Source organism: Pseudogracilibacillus auburnensis, from assembly GCF_003201975.1.
Classification (GTDB): domain Bacteria; phylum Bacillota; class Bacilli; order Bacillales; family Amphibacillaceae; genus Pseudogracilibacillus; species Pseudogracilibacillus auburnensis.
Genome location: NZ_QJJQ01000002.1, coordinates 157,524 through 172,331, shown reverse-complemented (window position 1 = coordinate 172,331; position 14,808 = coordinate 157,524). Strand labels below are relative to the sequence as shown.

The 14,808-nt window shown below is 37.3% G+C and carries 16 protein-coding genes; 9 read left to right on the top strand and 7 right to left on the bottom strand.

Going from position 1 to position 14,808, the window contains the following annotated elements:
* Positions 1-87: 87 nt before the first annotated feature.
* The 6 genes from DFR56_RS03890 to DFR56_RS03865 all read right to left on the bottom strand — a co-directional run bounded on the left by DFR56_RS03890 (position 88) and on the right by DFR56_RS03865 (position 3,944).
* Positions 88-864 carry a sulfite exporter TauE/SafE family protein gene (locus tag DFR56_RS03890; RefSeq protein WP_110394120.1) on the bottom strand — a complete coding sequence of 259 codons (777 nt, stop codon included), beginning with the start codon at positions 862-864 and terminating at the stop codon, positions 88-90.
* A 278-nt stretch (positions 865-1,142) separates the two neighbouring features.
* Entirely contained in the window at positions 1,143-1,370 is a 228-nt protein-coding gene (locus DFR56_RS03885; protein WP_110394119.1) for a sulfurtransferase TusA family protein, read from the bottom strand.
* Positions 1,371-1,421: 51 nt separating this feature from the next.
* Positions 1,422-2,549 carry an MBL fold metallo-hydrolase gene (locus tag DFR56_RS03880; protein ID WP_110394118.1) on the bottom strand — a complete coding sequence of 376 codons (1,128 nt, stop codon included), beginning with the start codon at positions 2,547-2,549 and terminating at the stop codon, positions 1,422-1,424.
* Positions 2,550-2,591: 42 nt separating this feature from the next.
* Positions 2,592-2,828, bottom strand: coding sequence for a glutaredoxin family protein (locus tag DFR56_RS03875; RefSeq protein ID WP_110394117.1), 237 nt, complete (start codon positions 2,826-2,828; stop codon positions 2,592-2,594).
* 19 nt (positions 2,829-2,847) lie between these two features.
* Positions 2,848-3,414: a sulfurtransferase TusA family protein gene (locus tag DFR56_RS03870; protein ID WP_110394116.1), complete on the bottom strand. Its 567-nt coding sequence runs from the start codon at positions 3,412-3,414 to the stop codon at positions 2,848-2,850.
* A 50-nt stretch (positions 3,415-3,464) separates the two neighbouring features.
* Positions 3,465-3,944, bottom strand: a complete 480-nt coding sequence (locus DFR56_RS03865) for a DsrE/DsrF/DrsH-like family protein (RefSeq protein ID WP_110394115.1) — start codon at positions 3,942-3,944, stop codon at positions 3,465-3,467.
* 460 nt (positions 3,945-4,404) lie between these two features.
* On the opposite strand from DFR56_RS03865, the gene DFR56_RS03860 reads away from it, so the two are divergent.
* From DFR56_RS03860 to DFR56_RS03815, 9 genes are all read left to right on the top strand, one after another.
* Entirely contained in the window at positions 4,405-4,788 is a 384-nt protein-coding gene (locus DFR56_RS03860; protein WP_242694461.1) for a DoxX family protein, read from the top strand.
* Positions 4,789-4,990: 202 nt separating this feature from the next.
* Positions 4,991-5,431, top strand: coding sequence for a VanZ family protein (locus DFR56_RS03855; RefSeq protein ID WP_158525494.1), 441 nt, complete (start codon positions 4,991-4,993; stop codon positions 5,429-5,431).
* A 281-nt stretch (positions 5,432-5,712) separates the two neighbouring features.
* The gene (locus DFR56_RS03850; RefSeq protein WP_110394112.1) at positions 5,713-6,432 is read left to right on the top strand and encodes an EcsC family protein; all 720 of its coding nucleotides are present in this window, start codon (positions 5,713-5,715) and stop codon (positions 6,430-6,432) included.
* A gap of 355 nt (positions 6,433-6,787) precedes the next feature.
* Positions 6,788-7,702 carry a VOC family protein gene (locus DFR56_RS03845; RefSeq protein ID WP_110394111.1) on the top strand — a complete coding sequence of 305 codons (915 nt, stop codon included), beginning with the start codon at positions 6,788-6,790 and terminating at the stop codon, positions 7,700-7,702.
* A gap of 213 nt (positions 7,703-7,915) precedes the next feature.
* Positions 7,916-8,374 carry an SRPBCC family protein gene (locus DFR56_RS03840; protein WP_242694462.1) on the top strand — a complete coding sequence of 153 codons (459 nt, stop codon included), beginning with the start codon at positions 7,916-7,918 and terminating at the stop codon, positions 8,372-8,374.
* A 57-nt stretch (positions 8,375-8,431) separates the two neighbouring features.
* Positions 8,432-9,082 carry a YdeI/OmpD-associated family protein gene (locus tag DFR56_RS03835; protein WP_110394321.1) on the top strand — a complete coding sequence of 217 codons (651 nt, stop codon included), beginning with the start codon at positions 8,432-8,434 and terminating at the stop codon, positions 9,080-9,082.
* 272 nt (positions 9,083-9,354) lie between these two features.
* Positions 9,355-9,750: a VOC family protein gene (locus DFR56_RS03830; RefSeq protein WP_110394109.1), complete on the top strand. Its 396-nt coding sequence runs from the start codon at positions 9,355-9,357 to the stop codon at positions 9,748-9,750.
* 533 nt (positions 9,751-10,283) lie between these two features.
* Entirely contained in the window at positions 10,284-12,158 is a 1,875-nt protein-coding gene (locus DFR56_RS03820) for an ABC-F family ATP-binding cassette domain-containing protein (RefSeq protein WP_110394107.1), read from the top strand.
* Positions 12,159-12,413: 255 nt separating this feature from the next.
* The gene (locus DFR56_RS03815; RefSeq protein WP_110394320.1) at positions 12,414-13,421 is read left to right on the top strand and encodes a D-alanyl-D-alanine carboxypeptidase family protein; all 1,008 of its coding nucleotides are present in this window, start codon (positions 12,414-12,416) and stop codon (positions 13,419-13,421) included.
* 446 nt (positions 13,422-13,867) lie between these two features.
* Here the strand turns inward: DFR56_RS03815 and prpB are convergent, their stop codons facing one another.
* Entirely contained in the window at positions 13,868-14,779 is a 912-nt protein-coding gene (gene prpB, locus DFR56_RS03810) for a methylisocitrate lyase (protein ID WP_110394106.1), read from the bottom strand.
* Positions 14,780-14,808: the final 29 nt, after the last annotated feature.

Sequence of the window (14,808 nt, the reverse complement as noted above, 5' to 3'; positions counted from 1 at the left end):
TATCCTCCTAAACATATTCTTGTATCTATGTTCTCCCTTTTCATCTTCTTTATCACATTACCGTTATAGGGATGAAATAAAACAAAATTATAAAATATCGCTCCAAATCTTGATTGCTGTTGCCGCGATCAGAACGGCCAAAATAACTTGTAATATTTTTGTATTTACTTTTTTACCAGCCATGGCTCCAAGTGGTGCTGCAAGGAGACTTGCAACGACCATAATGGCAGCAGGAAAATAATCGATTTGACCAGTTGTAATTTTTCCAACCGTTGCCCCAATCGATGAAATAAACGTAATGGCAAGTGATGATGCAATCGTCATCCGTGTCGGAATTTTAAGGACAACTAACATAATAGGGACGAGCAAAAAGGCTCCCGCAGCACCGACGATACCAGCACCAAGACCGACGATGAATGCAAGGAATGCTGCTAACCATCGACTGAATTTTACTTGATCAAACGGAATATCATCAATTCCTTTTTTCGGCACAAACATCATCACTGCAGCAATCAAAGCTAATATTCCATAGACAACATTAATACTTCCTTCAGATAAAAGTTTCGAACCGTATCCACCAATAAAACTACCAACCAGGATGGCTGTTCCCATATAGGCAATCAACGTTTTATTAAGATACCCGCCTTTCCGATATGCCCAAACGCCGCCTATTGTTGCAAAAAATACTTGTATTGCACTGATCCCAGAAACTTCGTGGGCAGTAAATGCTGCAAATCCAAAAAGAGGGGGGATATATAAAAGCATTGGATATTTAATAATCGAGCCACCAATACCTAGCATCCCTGAAATATAAGATCCGATAAATCCGATTAAAAAAATGGTAATCATCATTCCAACATCCATCGCTTTCACTCCTTTAAAAAAGCTATACTATTGGGGAGCTCAACATATTTTTCTACGCTATGAATACCTATGAATCGTTTCTGGTACTATTCGAATTAAGCACGATACAATCGGTTCATTCATAAACAGCTCCATGTCATCAAAATAAGAAACGACTCCAACCAAATCGTTATCTTATTCCACTTATCCAACTGAAAAAGGTCACAGTAATTTTTAATATGTGACCTTATCAGCATCTCATCAAAGCTTTCATAAGCTTTTTACGAGCCCATTCACACTTAGCCTTTTTTAATCCAAAATTTTAGTATTCCGTCTTCTTCCGTATCTTTTACTATTTCATGACCACCAGACTTTGCCCATGCTGTTAAATCATTTTTTGATCCTTGATCTGTTGCATGTACTTCTAAAATCTGACCTGTCTCCAGTTCGTTCATTGCTTTCTTCGTTCTAACAATTGGCATTGGACATGCAAGTCCTTTCGCATCTAATACTTTTGTTATTTCCATTTTTTATCCTCCTCATTTTCCCATGACGGGATGTAAATATAATTGATTTTTTTATCTTACTGCACAACGGTTAGGACCAATTTCCATTTCACGTTGTTTTTCTTCATCAGGTGACATCTTCCCCATATTTGTTTCCCGTATTTCTTGGTATGCATTCGGCTGTGGCGGTAAATTTTCTGTGACAATTTTTCTAAATTCATCTTCTTCGGTAATAGTAAGACCGTGATTTTCTGCAAAGAGTGTTCCAAGTTTTGCAGCAACTGAGCCGTCTTCATTTAACTCTTCAACAATCATAAAATGTGCTGGTAACACAATGAGCTCTTCCGACAATTCCCGGTAGCGTGTATATAAACTTTCTCGTAGATCTCCAACCCAGTCTTCTGCTTTTCCGGCAAGATCTGGTCTTCCGATCGAGTCGATGAATAATATATCTCCCGTTAACAAATAGTTCTCATCAACTATAAAGGAGGTGGATCCGATTGTATGTCCCGGTGAATAAAGAGCATGAATATTAATCGCCGTAAGCCCAATCGTAATCACATTTCCACCTTCTAAGGGAGCGTAATCAAAGGTAACTTCTGACGCATCTTTGGGAGGTAACCAGTAAGTTGCACCCGTTTTTTCAGCGATCTTTCTACCTCCAGAAATATGGTCAGCATGTAAATGAGTATCCAAAACATGTGTGATTTTAGCACCTTTTTCTTCTGCAAAATCGATAAACACATCCACCATACGAGTTGCATCGATAATCGCTGCTTCTCCGTCTGAAATGATCATATAAGACAAGCAACCTTTTCCAATACGGACGAACTGATACACTTCTCCACCATTTTTTACATCGCCAACTTTTACTGGCTCTAAATGCTCACTCCACACTTTCATTCCGCCCTCTAGATAGGATGCTGATATACCCGCCTCATCCAACATTTCAGCAATCATGATCGAAGAGCCTTCCTTTGCACAGACGACAAGAACCTCTTTGTCTGTAGGGATTTTATCAACGATTGATTCAACTCCGTCCAATAATTCAAAATAAGGGATATTCAAATAGTCAAAGTTTTCTCCCTCAATCTTCCAATCACGAAAAGAGTCCTCGTTTCGAACATCCAGAATAAATAAAGCTGCTTTGTTCATCACCATTTTTGTTACTTCTTTCGCAGTCATTGCATTTATAGTCACTCCGACTACCCCCTATGGTATAATTAGTTTCAAAAAAATATATTAATGACGGTTTATTACAGCCATTACACGCTTAGGATCAAATCCTACTATCCACGTTCCATTTACTTCCGTTTGCGGAACACCCATTTGTCCTGTTGTTTCTACTACTTTTTCCATTGCTTTTGGATCTTTCTCAACATTCACTTCTTTAAATGGAATATTCTTTTCCTCCAAAAAGTTTTTCATCATCACACAATATGGACAACTGTTTGTTGTATATACAGTAACATGACTCATCTTCATTTCTCCTCCCTATTTATAGCTTTTCCATTTTCCCAGTCCATTGGCTCATACCAGGAACGACATTCGTCACATTGGTGAAACCTAATTGTGTTAATTTTCGTGATGCGACATCACTTCTGTTCCCTGTACGGCATACGACATAGATTTCTGCCTCTTTGTTTAATTCATTCGCACGCTCTTCCAGTTCTCCGAGTGGAATATTAAGTGCAGTTGGAATATGGTTAAATGCATATTCGGCAGATTCTCTCACATCGAGTACGACAATCTTTTCAACTGCTGCTAATTTTTGTTCCAAATGCTCATTATCTGATACGTGAGGATGCTTCGTTTCCGCTGAATCATGACGACTTGCTTTTCTGACATAATGCTTCAATACTTCACCTTCTTCCACTGTGCCTAAAAACTGATGACCCGTACTCTCTGCCCACGCCTTAATATCAGATGTTGAACCTTGATCCGTTGCTTGCACTTCAAGTACTTGACCCGGTTCCAAATTGTTCATTGCCTGTTTCGTTCTTACGATGGGCATTGGGCACGCTAATCCTTTTGCATCAAGTATTACATTTGCACTCATTTCCATGCAAATTTCCTCCTTATATACCTGGATAGGTATTTTTTATTTTAAAAAAATTATATAAATAAGTTTACTTGACCATCTTGTGCATCTCCAAGATATGCAGCGACTCCGGCATATTCTACACCATCTAATAGCTCTTCTTTTTGTAAACCAAGTAGGTCCATTGTCATCGTACATGCGACTAACTTCACTTCTTGCTCTTTCGCCATTTCAATTAAATCTGGTAATGGCAACGCATTATGCTTTTTCATAATTCCTTTGATCATTTTTGGTCCCATGCCGGCAAAATGCATTTTTGATAATCCCATTTTGTCCGCTCCTCTCGGCATCATTTTACCAAACATTTTTTCCATGAAGCTTTTCTTTACCTCGATATTTTCATCTTTTCGCAAAGCGTTAAGCCCCCAGAATGTATGAAAAATCGTTACTTCATGATCGTAAGCTGCAGCCCCGTTCGCAATGATGTAAGCCGCCATCGCCTTATCATAATCGCCACTGAATAATACAATGGTTGTTCTTTTCTTATCCGTCATTCCAATCCTCCTGTAAAAGTGATCGTTAAAGGGAATTTCATACGATTACCCCTATGGGTATATATGATATAAAAAATAATCTTTGATGTCAACCCTTTGAATCGAAAATATCTAATCGCACCCTCAAAAGTAGGAAATTCCGGCAAGAACCAGAAAGAAAAAGGGGATGGATACATGTAAATAATAGTTTCATCTTTTATTTCCTTTAACCACTGATCGATATGGAAAAGAACAAAATCGCATTCTTCAATCTTGAGTCATCAGGATAGCCTTTACAACGTGATTTCTCCAGAATTTAAGTTCACTCTTTGTATATTGATTAATTTGTTCTTTGACCAATTTTCGGTTCATTGAATCAACCTCCTGTATTAAATCCTGAAAAGAAATATAACAAGTTTGTCCTCTCTATTGCATAGTATGAAATAACATGATATTGCAATTTTTTGGAGGTGCTTGTGCATTGCAACTACAATTATTAAATTGGTTTCGCTATGTAATCGGATATGTTTTCATGTCAACAGGAATTGTGAAGTTATTAGTTCCAAATTTTAAAGATATATTTTTAAGCCTAGGGTTGCCATTCCCTAGTGCAACTCTTTTTCTTGTGGCAATGATTGAAATAACTTGTGGCGCACTAATTATCGCTAGAGTGTATGTAAAACAAGCAACTGTTCCGCTCATAGCGATAATGATTGGTGCGCTTTGTATTGCGAAATTCCCCATCTTTTTAAAGGAAGGTATTTTATCATTTGTTTTTGAATCGAGACTTGATATAGTCATGTTCATTTTTCTAATTTTCTTATGGCGTCATAGTAATGAATTTGGGGTGGCATCTGATAAGTAAAGATAATTGAAAAGACCGACGAGAGATTTATTTATTATACGCGTATTTCCTTCTTTTCCCTCTCTGTAGCGATCATCACACACAGTCCAATGAATAATCGATTGGGCTATTTTTTCGTTTTGAGAAATTTTGTCATGACTATTGCTGGCTTGTAATAAATATCATTAATACGATGAATCTGCAAACGGATTGGGTGAATACAATGTTGAAACGCCTTTTTTATTTTTTATATTTGCTTTTTTTAGTCTATATTGTTTGGATTTTGCCGGGTGAAGCAAAACCTCATGCGACGATGAATTTAATTCCTTTGCAAACAATTCGATTGTATTTTACTGCTTTCATTCATGGATATGTCCCAATGTATATTATTATTAGCAATCTTATCGGCAATATTGTTCTTTTCATCCCGATCGGCTTCCTATTATTCAATTATCTCCGCCATATGGGGGGCATCGTTATTTTATTTTTTTCCTTCTATATCCCTGTTTATATAGAAATTGTGCAACTGCTTCTTTATTTAGTCGGATATGGGACAAGATCGCTTGATATTGATGATGTATTGTTGAATATGCTTGGAATATGGATCGGCTATTTTGTCGCATTCATTTTCTGGTCAAACCGTAGTAGGAAAAAAAGTACGTAAAGCGCGAATTGCCGGGGTAGCCACTACAGTCCATATCAAAGGCGACCGTGCAAAGTTTTAGCTATTACTATTAAGAAGTAACCGTTCGTCTAGTGTGATATCATCTTTTCCCTTTTTTTACCTCTTGATTAATCCAATCTAGCTGACAGTCAATTTGTTTCTTATTTCTGGTTGCATCGCTTTTTGATGTAAATCAGCATATAATTGATATAGCCATGAAAAAATATAAGTGAAAATAGAATCTAAAAAAGTACATAGAGAAAAAAGAGAGGATGGTTCCAATGATCGAATATGAAAAGAAAGTGAATGAGGACCTACTATTGTGGCGTTCAAAAGTATTAAAACCATCGAATCTCTTCAATCAATGGTCAAAAAAAGCACAAGTTAAAATAAATGCAATGATTCCTGAGAAAGCTCACCAAATCATCACCGAAAGTATGAAGAGCATGGTGAAGGCTACATTAGTAGGTTCTAATATGACAACAAAAAAACGTCCAATGACAGAGATGAAACTTTTTGAACAGGATGAACTAGTAAAGGAAAAGTTAACATCTTACCGGAAAACAGCAGTGATCGAAGGAGCCGGAACTGGTGCAGGTGGTATTTTGCTTGGTCTTGTCGATTTTCCACTCCTTTTATCCATCAAAATGAAATTTCTGTTTGAAGCAGCTGCAATTTATGGTTTTGACACCGAGGAATATGAAGAACGTCTCTTTATTCTACATGTGTTTCAACTTGCCTTTTCAAGTGATAATCATCGGAAAGAAACTTTTTATATCATTGAAAATTGGGAGGAAGAAAAGAGAAGATTAATGGATATGGATTGGCGAGTTTTTCAACAGGAGTATCGTGATTATATTGATTTAATCAAACTATTTCAATTGATTCCTGGTTTTGGGGCAATTGTCGGTGCATATGCCAATCATAATCTCATGGATACGTTAGGAGAAACGGCGATAAATGCTTATCGAATGCTGATTTTAACAAACCACATTGGATGAGTGTTGTAACCATGGAAGTTTTTAATACAAGCTTTCCTTCTTCTAGTGTAATACCAGAGGACATAAACTGAAGATAATTTTTTTAAAAATGAATAATGATACTATATTTTTAAAAATAGTAAGCGTAAAATTAATATTAACAGTCATTTCTTGCGCTATTTTAGTAGATCAAAGTCCATGTGCATTTAAAAACAATTTAAAGGGTTTTATTAAACATATAAAAATGGAAAAATGAATACTTAAGCTAATTCGGTTAATTCTTCCCCCAAAAAAACAGAGGCATTAAGCATTTATGAGAAGTCAATAGGGAAACAATATGGTAGAATAAATAAAATAATTTTTTGGGAGGAATAATATGATTCAAAAAAATCAAACCATCGTTCCCCATTTGTGGTATGACAAGGAGGCGAAGGAAGCAGCAGAATTTTATGTTTCCATATTCCCAGATTCAACGATTACGAGTATCACGAAACTGAAAGATACACCATCAGGCGACACTGATGTCGTTTCTTTTGAATTGTGGGGGCAGAAATTCATGGCGATAAGCGCTGGACCTTATTTTAAATTCAATCCATCGGTTTCCTTCATGGTTAATTTTGATCCATCACGAGAAAAGAATGCGCAAGAAAAAATAGATGAAGTATGGAACAAGTTGTCTGAAGGTGGCACAGTGCTAATGCCACTTGATACGTATCCGTTCAGTAAGAGGTATGGTTGGGTTCAAGATAAGTATGGCTTGTCGTGGCAACTTATCCTTACCAACCCAGAAGGGGAAGAGCGACCTGAAATCATCCCTTCACTACTGTTTGTCAATGATACATGTGGCAAAGCAGAAGAGGCGATTCATTTTTATTTATCTGTATATAATAATTCAAATCAGGGTCATGTTGCCCGTTATCCCGAAGGCATGGAGCCAAATCAAGAAGGAACTATTATGTTTGCCGATTTTGTGCTGGAAAATCAGTGGTTTACCGCAATGGATAGCGCCGAAGACCACGTATTTAATTTCAACGAGGCAATCTCGTTTATGGTATATTGCGACACACAAAAAGAGATCGATTACTATTGGGAGAAGCTGTCTGCGGTACCTGAATCCGAGCAATGCGGCTGGCTAAAAGATAAGTATGGAGTTTCCTGGCAGATTGTACCGAGAGAAATGGTCGAGATAATGTCAAGTAGCACACCGGATCAAATTGATCGTGTAAGTAAGGCAACTTTTAAAATGAAGAAACTTGATCTTGAGAAGATACAAAAAGCATCTAAAGGATAATAAATTACCCCCACTGCGCCTAGTAGTCGAATAGAATGTTATGTATAGAATGTTGTTTCCAGGATTATTCGGTTTCTTATAAACAATTAGATAGGAAGAGAAGGTCAATACTATTAGGACTTTGCAGGAGAAGGAATAGTAAACATATTGAATTACCTACAAAAGGTATGATTCGATTAGCTTATAATACGGTGACAGGACGGTAAAGGAGGAATGAACGTGAGTATTTGTTTTGAAGTGAAAAGAACGTTCCAGGTATCCCAACAAAAAGCGTACTCAAGTTTGCTTGATCTGGAATCTGCGAAGCACTGGATGCAAGGTTTTGTACACATAGAACGCCTAGATGACGGACCATTGCAAGTGGGGAGTGAGTGGAAGGAAACAAGAAAGATGTTTGGAAAAGAGGCTTCTGAACATTTTGAAGTTGTGGAACTTCATGAACCGGATAAAATAGTACTTCGCTGTGATGGAACAAAAGGTACAACGGGTAAAGGTGAATTTATTTTCACCTACATCATTACTTCGACAGGTAACCAGTCAGAAATCACTTTGAATGGTGAAATAAAGGGGCTCACGGGATTGTCAAGATTGTTTGGAAAGTTGATGGCAGGCACCTTTAAAAAAGCATGTACAAAAGATTTAGATGCGTTAAAGGAATATATAGAGAATTAATTTACCTGGCATTGGTGAAACTTGTCCTTGCTACTACAAGGAGAAAAGGAGTTGGTGATGTCGATAATCAACAAATTAAAGTTAAATAAATATAAAACTTTGGCCGTACTTAATGAACCGAATGATTATAATCTGTTTTACGGATATAACACTAATTTATCTGGAGAACATGATGCTATTTTCATTTTCATTGAGGCGTTAGATGAAATGGTGAATGTGACAAAGCGTATCGTTAAGGAGCAGCAATTACTTGAAAAAGGATATTTGTTTTTTGCTTATCCTAAAAAGGGGAATAAGCGGTATGAAACGTATATTCATCGGGATGAAATTTTTCCAGCAATGAAAGTGGACGAAGATGGCTATGTGGATGGGAGCGATTTGAAGTTTTCACGAATGGTGAGTATGGATGATGTCTTTACGGTCGTTGGATTGAAACGGGAGAAGAAGCGAGCCAAAAAGTCAACTGCTTCAAGTCAGCTTGTAGCTGATTATGAGCATTATGTGAAAGATATTGAAAGGCTATTAAAAGATCATCCGAAGGAAAGGAAGTTTTATCAGGAGTTGACTCCAGGTTATCGAAGGGATTGGGCTCGGCATATCTTTTCGGCGAAGCAACAGAAAACACGTGATAAACGCCACGCGCAAATGATCGAGATCTTATCTCAAGGATACAAATCAGTTGACTTGTATCGACAAAATAAAAAGTAGGACTTCCTATGGTTTGTCCATGATGAAAGTTAGTGCTTTTGATTGAGTAAATTCAAAAAATTGTATCTCCGCAGCGTTACTAATACCCCCGCCTTTAGGGCGGGAGATAAGCGCCGCTAAGCTCCGAAATAAGTGCGACTAAGGTTCAGTATGGAGTTTAAAACTTCATACTGAACCAAGTCTTCTTTATACGAAGGAAGAAAAAGTACCAACAGTTGATAAATACACACTAGAGATCGTAATAAAAAAATATAACAATTAGGAGGATATGAATGGGAAGATTAGTGCATTTCGAGATTCATGTAGATAATATGGAGCGGGCTAAGAAGTTTTATGACGAAGTATTTGGATGGGCATTTGAGGACTGGAGTGAATATGCAGGGATGCCTTATTATGGAGCTGTGACAGGTGCGGACAATGAGCCGGGTATTAATGGTGCATTGATGCAACGTCAAAGTCCACCCCCAGAACCAAATCAAGCTTTAAATGGATATGCTTGTACGATGGGAGTAGAAGATTATGACACTACTGAAGCTAAAATACTTGAGCTTGGTGGCAAGGTAGCATTACCAAAATATGCTCTTCCGGGAATGGCGTGGCAAGGATATTATCAAGATACGGAAGGAAATGTATTCGGCATTCATCAACCAGATAAAAATGCTAAATAGCTTTTTTGTCCTGATTGTTTAAATAGATGACAGCTGCAAATGGTCGTTACATGTATGAAAAAGCCCCTGTAAATGTAGAAGATAAGTACATGGAAAGAGGATTAAAAAATACTGCAAAGATGACATCATGCAAGGCGACAATATAACCCAACGTAAAAACGTGCAAGAAAAAACAATGCGATCTTCTAGTAGAATGGTTAATCAATTAATAGACAAAAATCAAGTGATTAAAAGAGACAAAATAAATTTACTAGCACACGATGATTTTTCCGGTGTGCTTTTTATGCTTGAGTTCGAGTTAATTATCCTCGTAACTTCATTCACTTGGGGGATGCTTTTCTAGTTTCAAATTTTCGATGGATGGAAAGTAATCCGTGCATCGAAGCATTTCCTATCACTTTATACTATAATAAGTAAGGGAAGTAGTTGAAACTGGAACAAGTCGATCATGTATGGAAAGATTTAATGATATGATAAAAACATTTCGGGGTTTTAACCCTTAATTAAGATGTCGTATTGAAGGGCTGAAAAACATGCTTACAATGGAAAACTTACAAAAATCATATGGAGATAAGCTCCTATTCGAAGAAATTGAGTGTACGATTACAAATGGTGATCGTATCGGATTAATTGGTGTAAATGGAACAGGAAAGTCAACTTTTCTAAAAGTAGTTGCAGGTATTGAGTCACCTGATAACGGAACGATTCAATGTCCAAAGGATTACCGAATTGAATATTTAGCTCAAAACACGGAGTTAAATCCTGAATTAACCGTAATCGAACAAATTTATTATGGTGATTCAGTCATCATGAAAACAATGCGTGAATATGAACAATCAATAAGAAAACTGGAACTTGATCCAAATAATGAGTTTGCACAAACAAATGTCTTAAAGATGCAACAACAGATGGATGAATTTGATGCATGGGAAGCAAATGCAACAGCAAAAACAATCCTTACTAAACTAGGGATTACTGAATTTGACAGCAAAGTAAACGAGTTATCTGGTGGACAAAAGAAACGAGTTGCGATAGCGAGATCATTAATTCAGCCAGCTAATTTACTTATTTTAGATGAACCGACAAACCATTTGGATAATGAAACAATTATTTGGCTTGAGCGGTATTTATCAACATACAAAGGGGCACTGTTGATCGTTACCCATGATCGATACTTTTTAAATCGGATTACGAATACCATTTTCGAGCTAGATAAAGGGACACTTTATAGGTATGAAGGCAACTATGAAATGTTTTTGGAGAAAAAAGCTGAACGTGAGGAGCTAGAAGCAAGTGAACAACAAAAACATAAAAATACGTTAAGAAGAGAACTTGCATGGTTAAGGCGTGGTGCACGGGCTAGGTCTACGAAACAAAAGGCTCGAATCGAGCGGATCGATCAGTTACAGAAACAAACATTTCATACCCGTGGAGAAAATGTCGAGTTTCAAGTTGGCTCTACTCGGTTAGGCAAACATGTGATTGAACTAAAGTCAATTGAAAAGTCGTATAAAGATCGGCGATTATTTACTGATGTAAATTTTTTAATTACACCGGGAGATAGGCTTGGGATTATTGGACCAAGTGGATCAGGAAAAACAACGTTATTAAACATCATAGCGAAGCGGATTGAACCAGATAGTGGAGAGGTAAAAATCGGTGAAACGGTAAAAATTGGTTACTATACACAAGGAGAAGAAGAATTAGCTGGGGACTTGCGTGTCATTGACTATGTTAAAGAGGTGGCACAAGTAGTTCATACAAAAGAGGGAGAGCTAATTACTGTCGAGCAAATGCTTGAACGGTTCTTGTTTTCTCGTTCGAAACAATGGACATACATTCACAGACTTTCAGGAGGGGAAAAAAGGAGATTATATTTATTAAAAGTGCTCATGACAGAGCCGAATGTTATCGTACTAGATGAACCGACAAATGATTTAGATACACAAACCTTAAGTGTGTTAGAAGAGTATTTAGAGCATTTTCCTGGTGTAGTCATTACTGTTTCCCATGATCGTTACTTTTTGGATCGTGTTGTTGAAGAGTTGTTAGTATTTAATGGAACAGAAAAGATTCGTCACTTTTTTGGGACTTATAGTGACTATATTGACAATCAACAACGACAACAAAAGCCGAAACAAGAAAAAAAGAAAGTTAGGAAAGAAGGAACGAAAACAAAGAAAAAGCTATCCTATCACGAACAAAAAGAATGGGACACCATTGAAGATGACATTATGGAACTAGAAGAAAAAGTGGCGACATATAAAATAGAAATCGATGCTACTGGTAGTGACTTTGAGAAGTTACAAAAATTATATGAAGAGCAACAAAAGTTAGAAGCGGAATTAGCGTTCAAAATGGAACGATGGGAAGAGCTATCATTGATTGTAGAAGAACTAGAAAAATAACAAAACGAAGGATTTTCAATACTTTTAAGAGATGAATTTTGTAGAGTATCCTGAATCAGGAAAACACGCTATTAAAGTGGTTTATATTTTGATGTTGACGAGTGAACGGACTACGGTATTTAGGAGAGTATTTTTGGGAAAAGTGTTAGATTGGGGTAATAAAGAGTAGTGCCTGGGAATAAAAAATGTGGAGTAATTTTTTATCGTACAATGACAATAATGAAACAAAGCTATACGTTTATTTGGGAGGATTTAATGAAACTATTCAAACGATTAACTATTCTATTTACTTTACTATTGGTAACGGCATGTAGTTCCCTGAATGCGATTATAGGTAAAGAACAATCAGAGCAGCAAAAGCCATTGCCAGAATTGACTCGTTCCCTGGAACATAAAACGATGCCAGAAAGATATGTAATTGAACCGATTTCCGATATCAACATTGAAGCAGAGGCTGCAATGCTGATGAATGGGATAACTGGTGATGTACTTTTTGATAAAAATATACATGAGTCATTAGCCGTAGCAAGTATGTCGAAAATAATGACGGAGCTATTGGTTTTAGAAGCAATTGAGGAAGGTAAAATTAGCTGGGAAGATACGGTCATGATTAGTGATTATGCGTTTACCATTTCCAATCATCCGGGATTTGCTTCTGTTCATTTACAACAAGATCAAGACTACACGGTTCAAGAATTGTTTCATGCGATGGCCATTCGTTCTGCGAATGATGCAACGATTGCCCTAGCGGAATTAGTTAGTGGAAGTGAAAAAGAATTTGTCATGTTAATGAACAAAAAAGCTGAGCAATTGGAGCTGAATGACTCTTATTTTGTCAATAGCACAGGGTTAACAAATGAGGATCTTCAAAATAATCATTCTACTGGATCAATAAGTGATAAAAATATGATGTCTGCAGAAGATCTAGCTAAGCTTGCCAAATATATCATTGATCACTATCCTCAGCTGCTCGAAATAACCAAAATGCAGGAGTTCATTTTTCAGAATGAAACGTATACGAATTCAAATTGGATGCTACCCGGATTACAAGTGGATCTAATAGAGGAAGATGTCACCTTTGAAGGTGTAGATGGGTTAAAAACAGGATTCACGGATGATGCTGGATATGGCTTTACGGGAACAGTTCAAATCAAAGATATCCGATTTATATCAGTTATTATAGGAACCAAAGAAATCGAGAATCGCTTTTTAGAAACAAACATTCTATATGATGCTGTTTTACAGCAATTGGAGACTAGGTGAAGTTTTAAACAGATGTATCTGAGTCTATCCCTCATAGGTAAGAAAATAGAAGAGGCTGGGACATTTTTACCAAAGAAAAAACCCGAACAATGGTAGCTGCACATAACCCGCTCTGGAAATATACTTCGCTTTCACCACAGGGCATAAGAGCGACATCTGTTCAACCTGCGCTATCGCTTGTTTTCACAGTGTCTCCTTTACCGCGGGCGGCTAGTGAGCCTCCGACGCACAATGTTTTCGATGGGACGAGATTTTATCGCAGTCCCAGGACGTACTAGTGTCGAGCGTTGGTCACAAACGCTTTTCGATGGGACGAGCATTTAGCGCAGTCCCAGTCCTAGGACGTGACCGCTTTTAGCCGACCAGGAGTCTACGTATGTAATGCATTGTTCGTCTTTAGAATTGTTCGTTTTAGTTATGTCCCAGTCTCCTCTTATCCTTAACTTTTATAATTGTTTTTTAGTTAAGACTGTTTTAGCAATCGTGTGATCAAGGTTCTCGAAATCATTATAGGAAATTGTTTCGTATAGTTCCTTTCTTGTTTGCATATCTGTAACGGCTTCTTTTTGTGTTCCTTCTTCTTTGATCAAATCAAATACTCTTTCATATGCTTTGGCGGCAACACGTAAGGAAGTAACTGGATAAATGACCATTGCATATCCTAATTTTTCAAACTGCTTAGCTGTTAGGTAAGGGGTTTGCCCAAATTCAGTCATATTGGCCAATAAAGGAACATCTATATTCTTTGAAAAAAGATCGAATTCTTCATTTGATTCCAACGCTTCAGGGAAAATAGCATCTGCTCCTGCTTCTACGTACATTTGTGCACGTTTCATTGCACCTTCAATGCCTTCATTTGCTCGAGCATCGGTACGGGCGACGATGATTAAAGTAGGTGCGACTTCTTTAATCGTTTCAATCTTTTGAACCATTTCCTCAGCTGTGACGAGTTGTTTTCCATTCAAATGTCCGCATTTCTTTGGCAATTGCTGATCTTCAATTTGAACAGCTGCTACTCTTGCTTCCAACATCTCCATTGCGGTACGAGCGACATTCAATATACCACCAAATCCAGTATCAATATCGACAAGTACTGGCAAATTAGTTGCACGAATTAATTCTTGTGCCCGTTCCGCTACTTCTGTGGATGTAATGATGCCTAGATCAGGTAGTCCTTTACTCGCTGTAAAGGCTCCACCTGATAAATAAAGTGTGTTAAACCCAGCTTTTTTAGCAATGAGAGCTGCCATTGCATCGTGTGCACCGGGTATTTGTACTATTTCCTTTTCATGAATTAGCGTATTAAATTGTTTTGCTAACTCTATTTGGGTAGTTTGTTTATGAACAATCCATGCCATGATTTAACCTCCTAAAGTGTATTCAGTAA

What these genes read in the sequence shown, in the direction of transcription:
- DFR56_RS03835 (WP_110394321.1), top strand. Translation starts at nt 8,432, where the DNA reads ATGTCGATAATCAACAAATTAAAGTTAAATAAATATAAAACTTTGGCC.
- DFR56_RS03865 (WP_110394115.1), bottom strand. Translation starts at nt 3,944, where the DNA reads ATGACGGATAAGAAAAGAACAACCATTGTATTATTCAGTGGCGATTAT.
- DFR56_RS03830 (WP_110394109.1), top strand. Translation starts at nt 9,355, where the DNA reads ATGGGAAGATTAGTGCATTTCGAGATTCATGTAGATAATATGGAGCGG.
- prpB (WP_110394106.1), bottom strand. Translation starts at nt 14,779, where the DNA reads ATGGCATGGATTGTTCATAAACAAACTACCCAAATAGAGTTAGCAAAA.
- DFR56_RS03885 (WP_110394119.1), bottom strand. Translation starts at nt 1,370, where the DNA reads ATGGAAATAACAAAAGTATTAGATGCGAAAGGACTTGCATGTCCAATG.
- DFR56_RS03870 (WP_110394116.1), bottom strand. Translation starts at nt 3,414, where the DNA reads ATGGAAATGAGTGCAAATGTAATACTTGATGCAAAAGGATTAGCGTGC.
- DFR56_RS03890 (WP_110394120.1), bottom strand. Translation starts at nt 864, where the DNA reads ATGGATGTTGGAATGATGATTACCATTTTTTTAATCGGATTTATCGGA.
- DFR56_RS03845 (WP_110394111.1), top strand. Translation starts at nt 6,788, where the DNA reads ATGATTCAAAAAAATCAAACCATCGTTCCCCATTTGTGGTATGACAAG.
- DFR56_RS03820 (WP_110394107.1), top strand. Translation starts at nt 10,284, where the DNA reads ATGCTTACAATGGAAAACTTACAAAAATCATATGGAGATAAGCTCCTA.
- DFR56_RS03875 (WP_110394117.1), bottom strand. Translation starts at nt 2,828, where the DNA reads ATGAGTCATGTTACTGTATATACAACAAACAGTTGTCCATATTGTGTG.
- DFR56_RS03815 (WP_110394320.1), top strand. Translation starts at nt 12,414, where the DNA reads ATGAAACTATTCAAACGATTAACTATTCTATTTACTTTACTATTGGTA.
- DFR56_RS03850 (WP_110394112.1), top strand. Translation starts at nt 5,713, where the DNA reads ATGATCGAATATGAAAAGAAAGTGAATGAGGACCTACTATTGTGGCGT.
- DFR56_RS03840 (WP_242694462.1), top strand. Translation starts at nt 7,916, where the DNA reads ATGAACGTGAGTATTTGTTTTGAAGTGAAAAGAACGTTCCAGGTATCC.
- DFR56_RS03855 (WP_158525494.1), top strand. Translation starts at nt 4,991, where the DNA reads ATGTTGAAACGCCTTTTTTATTTTTTATATTTGCTTTTTTTAGTCTAT.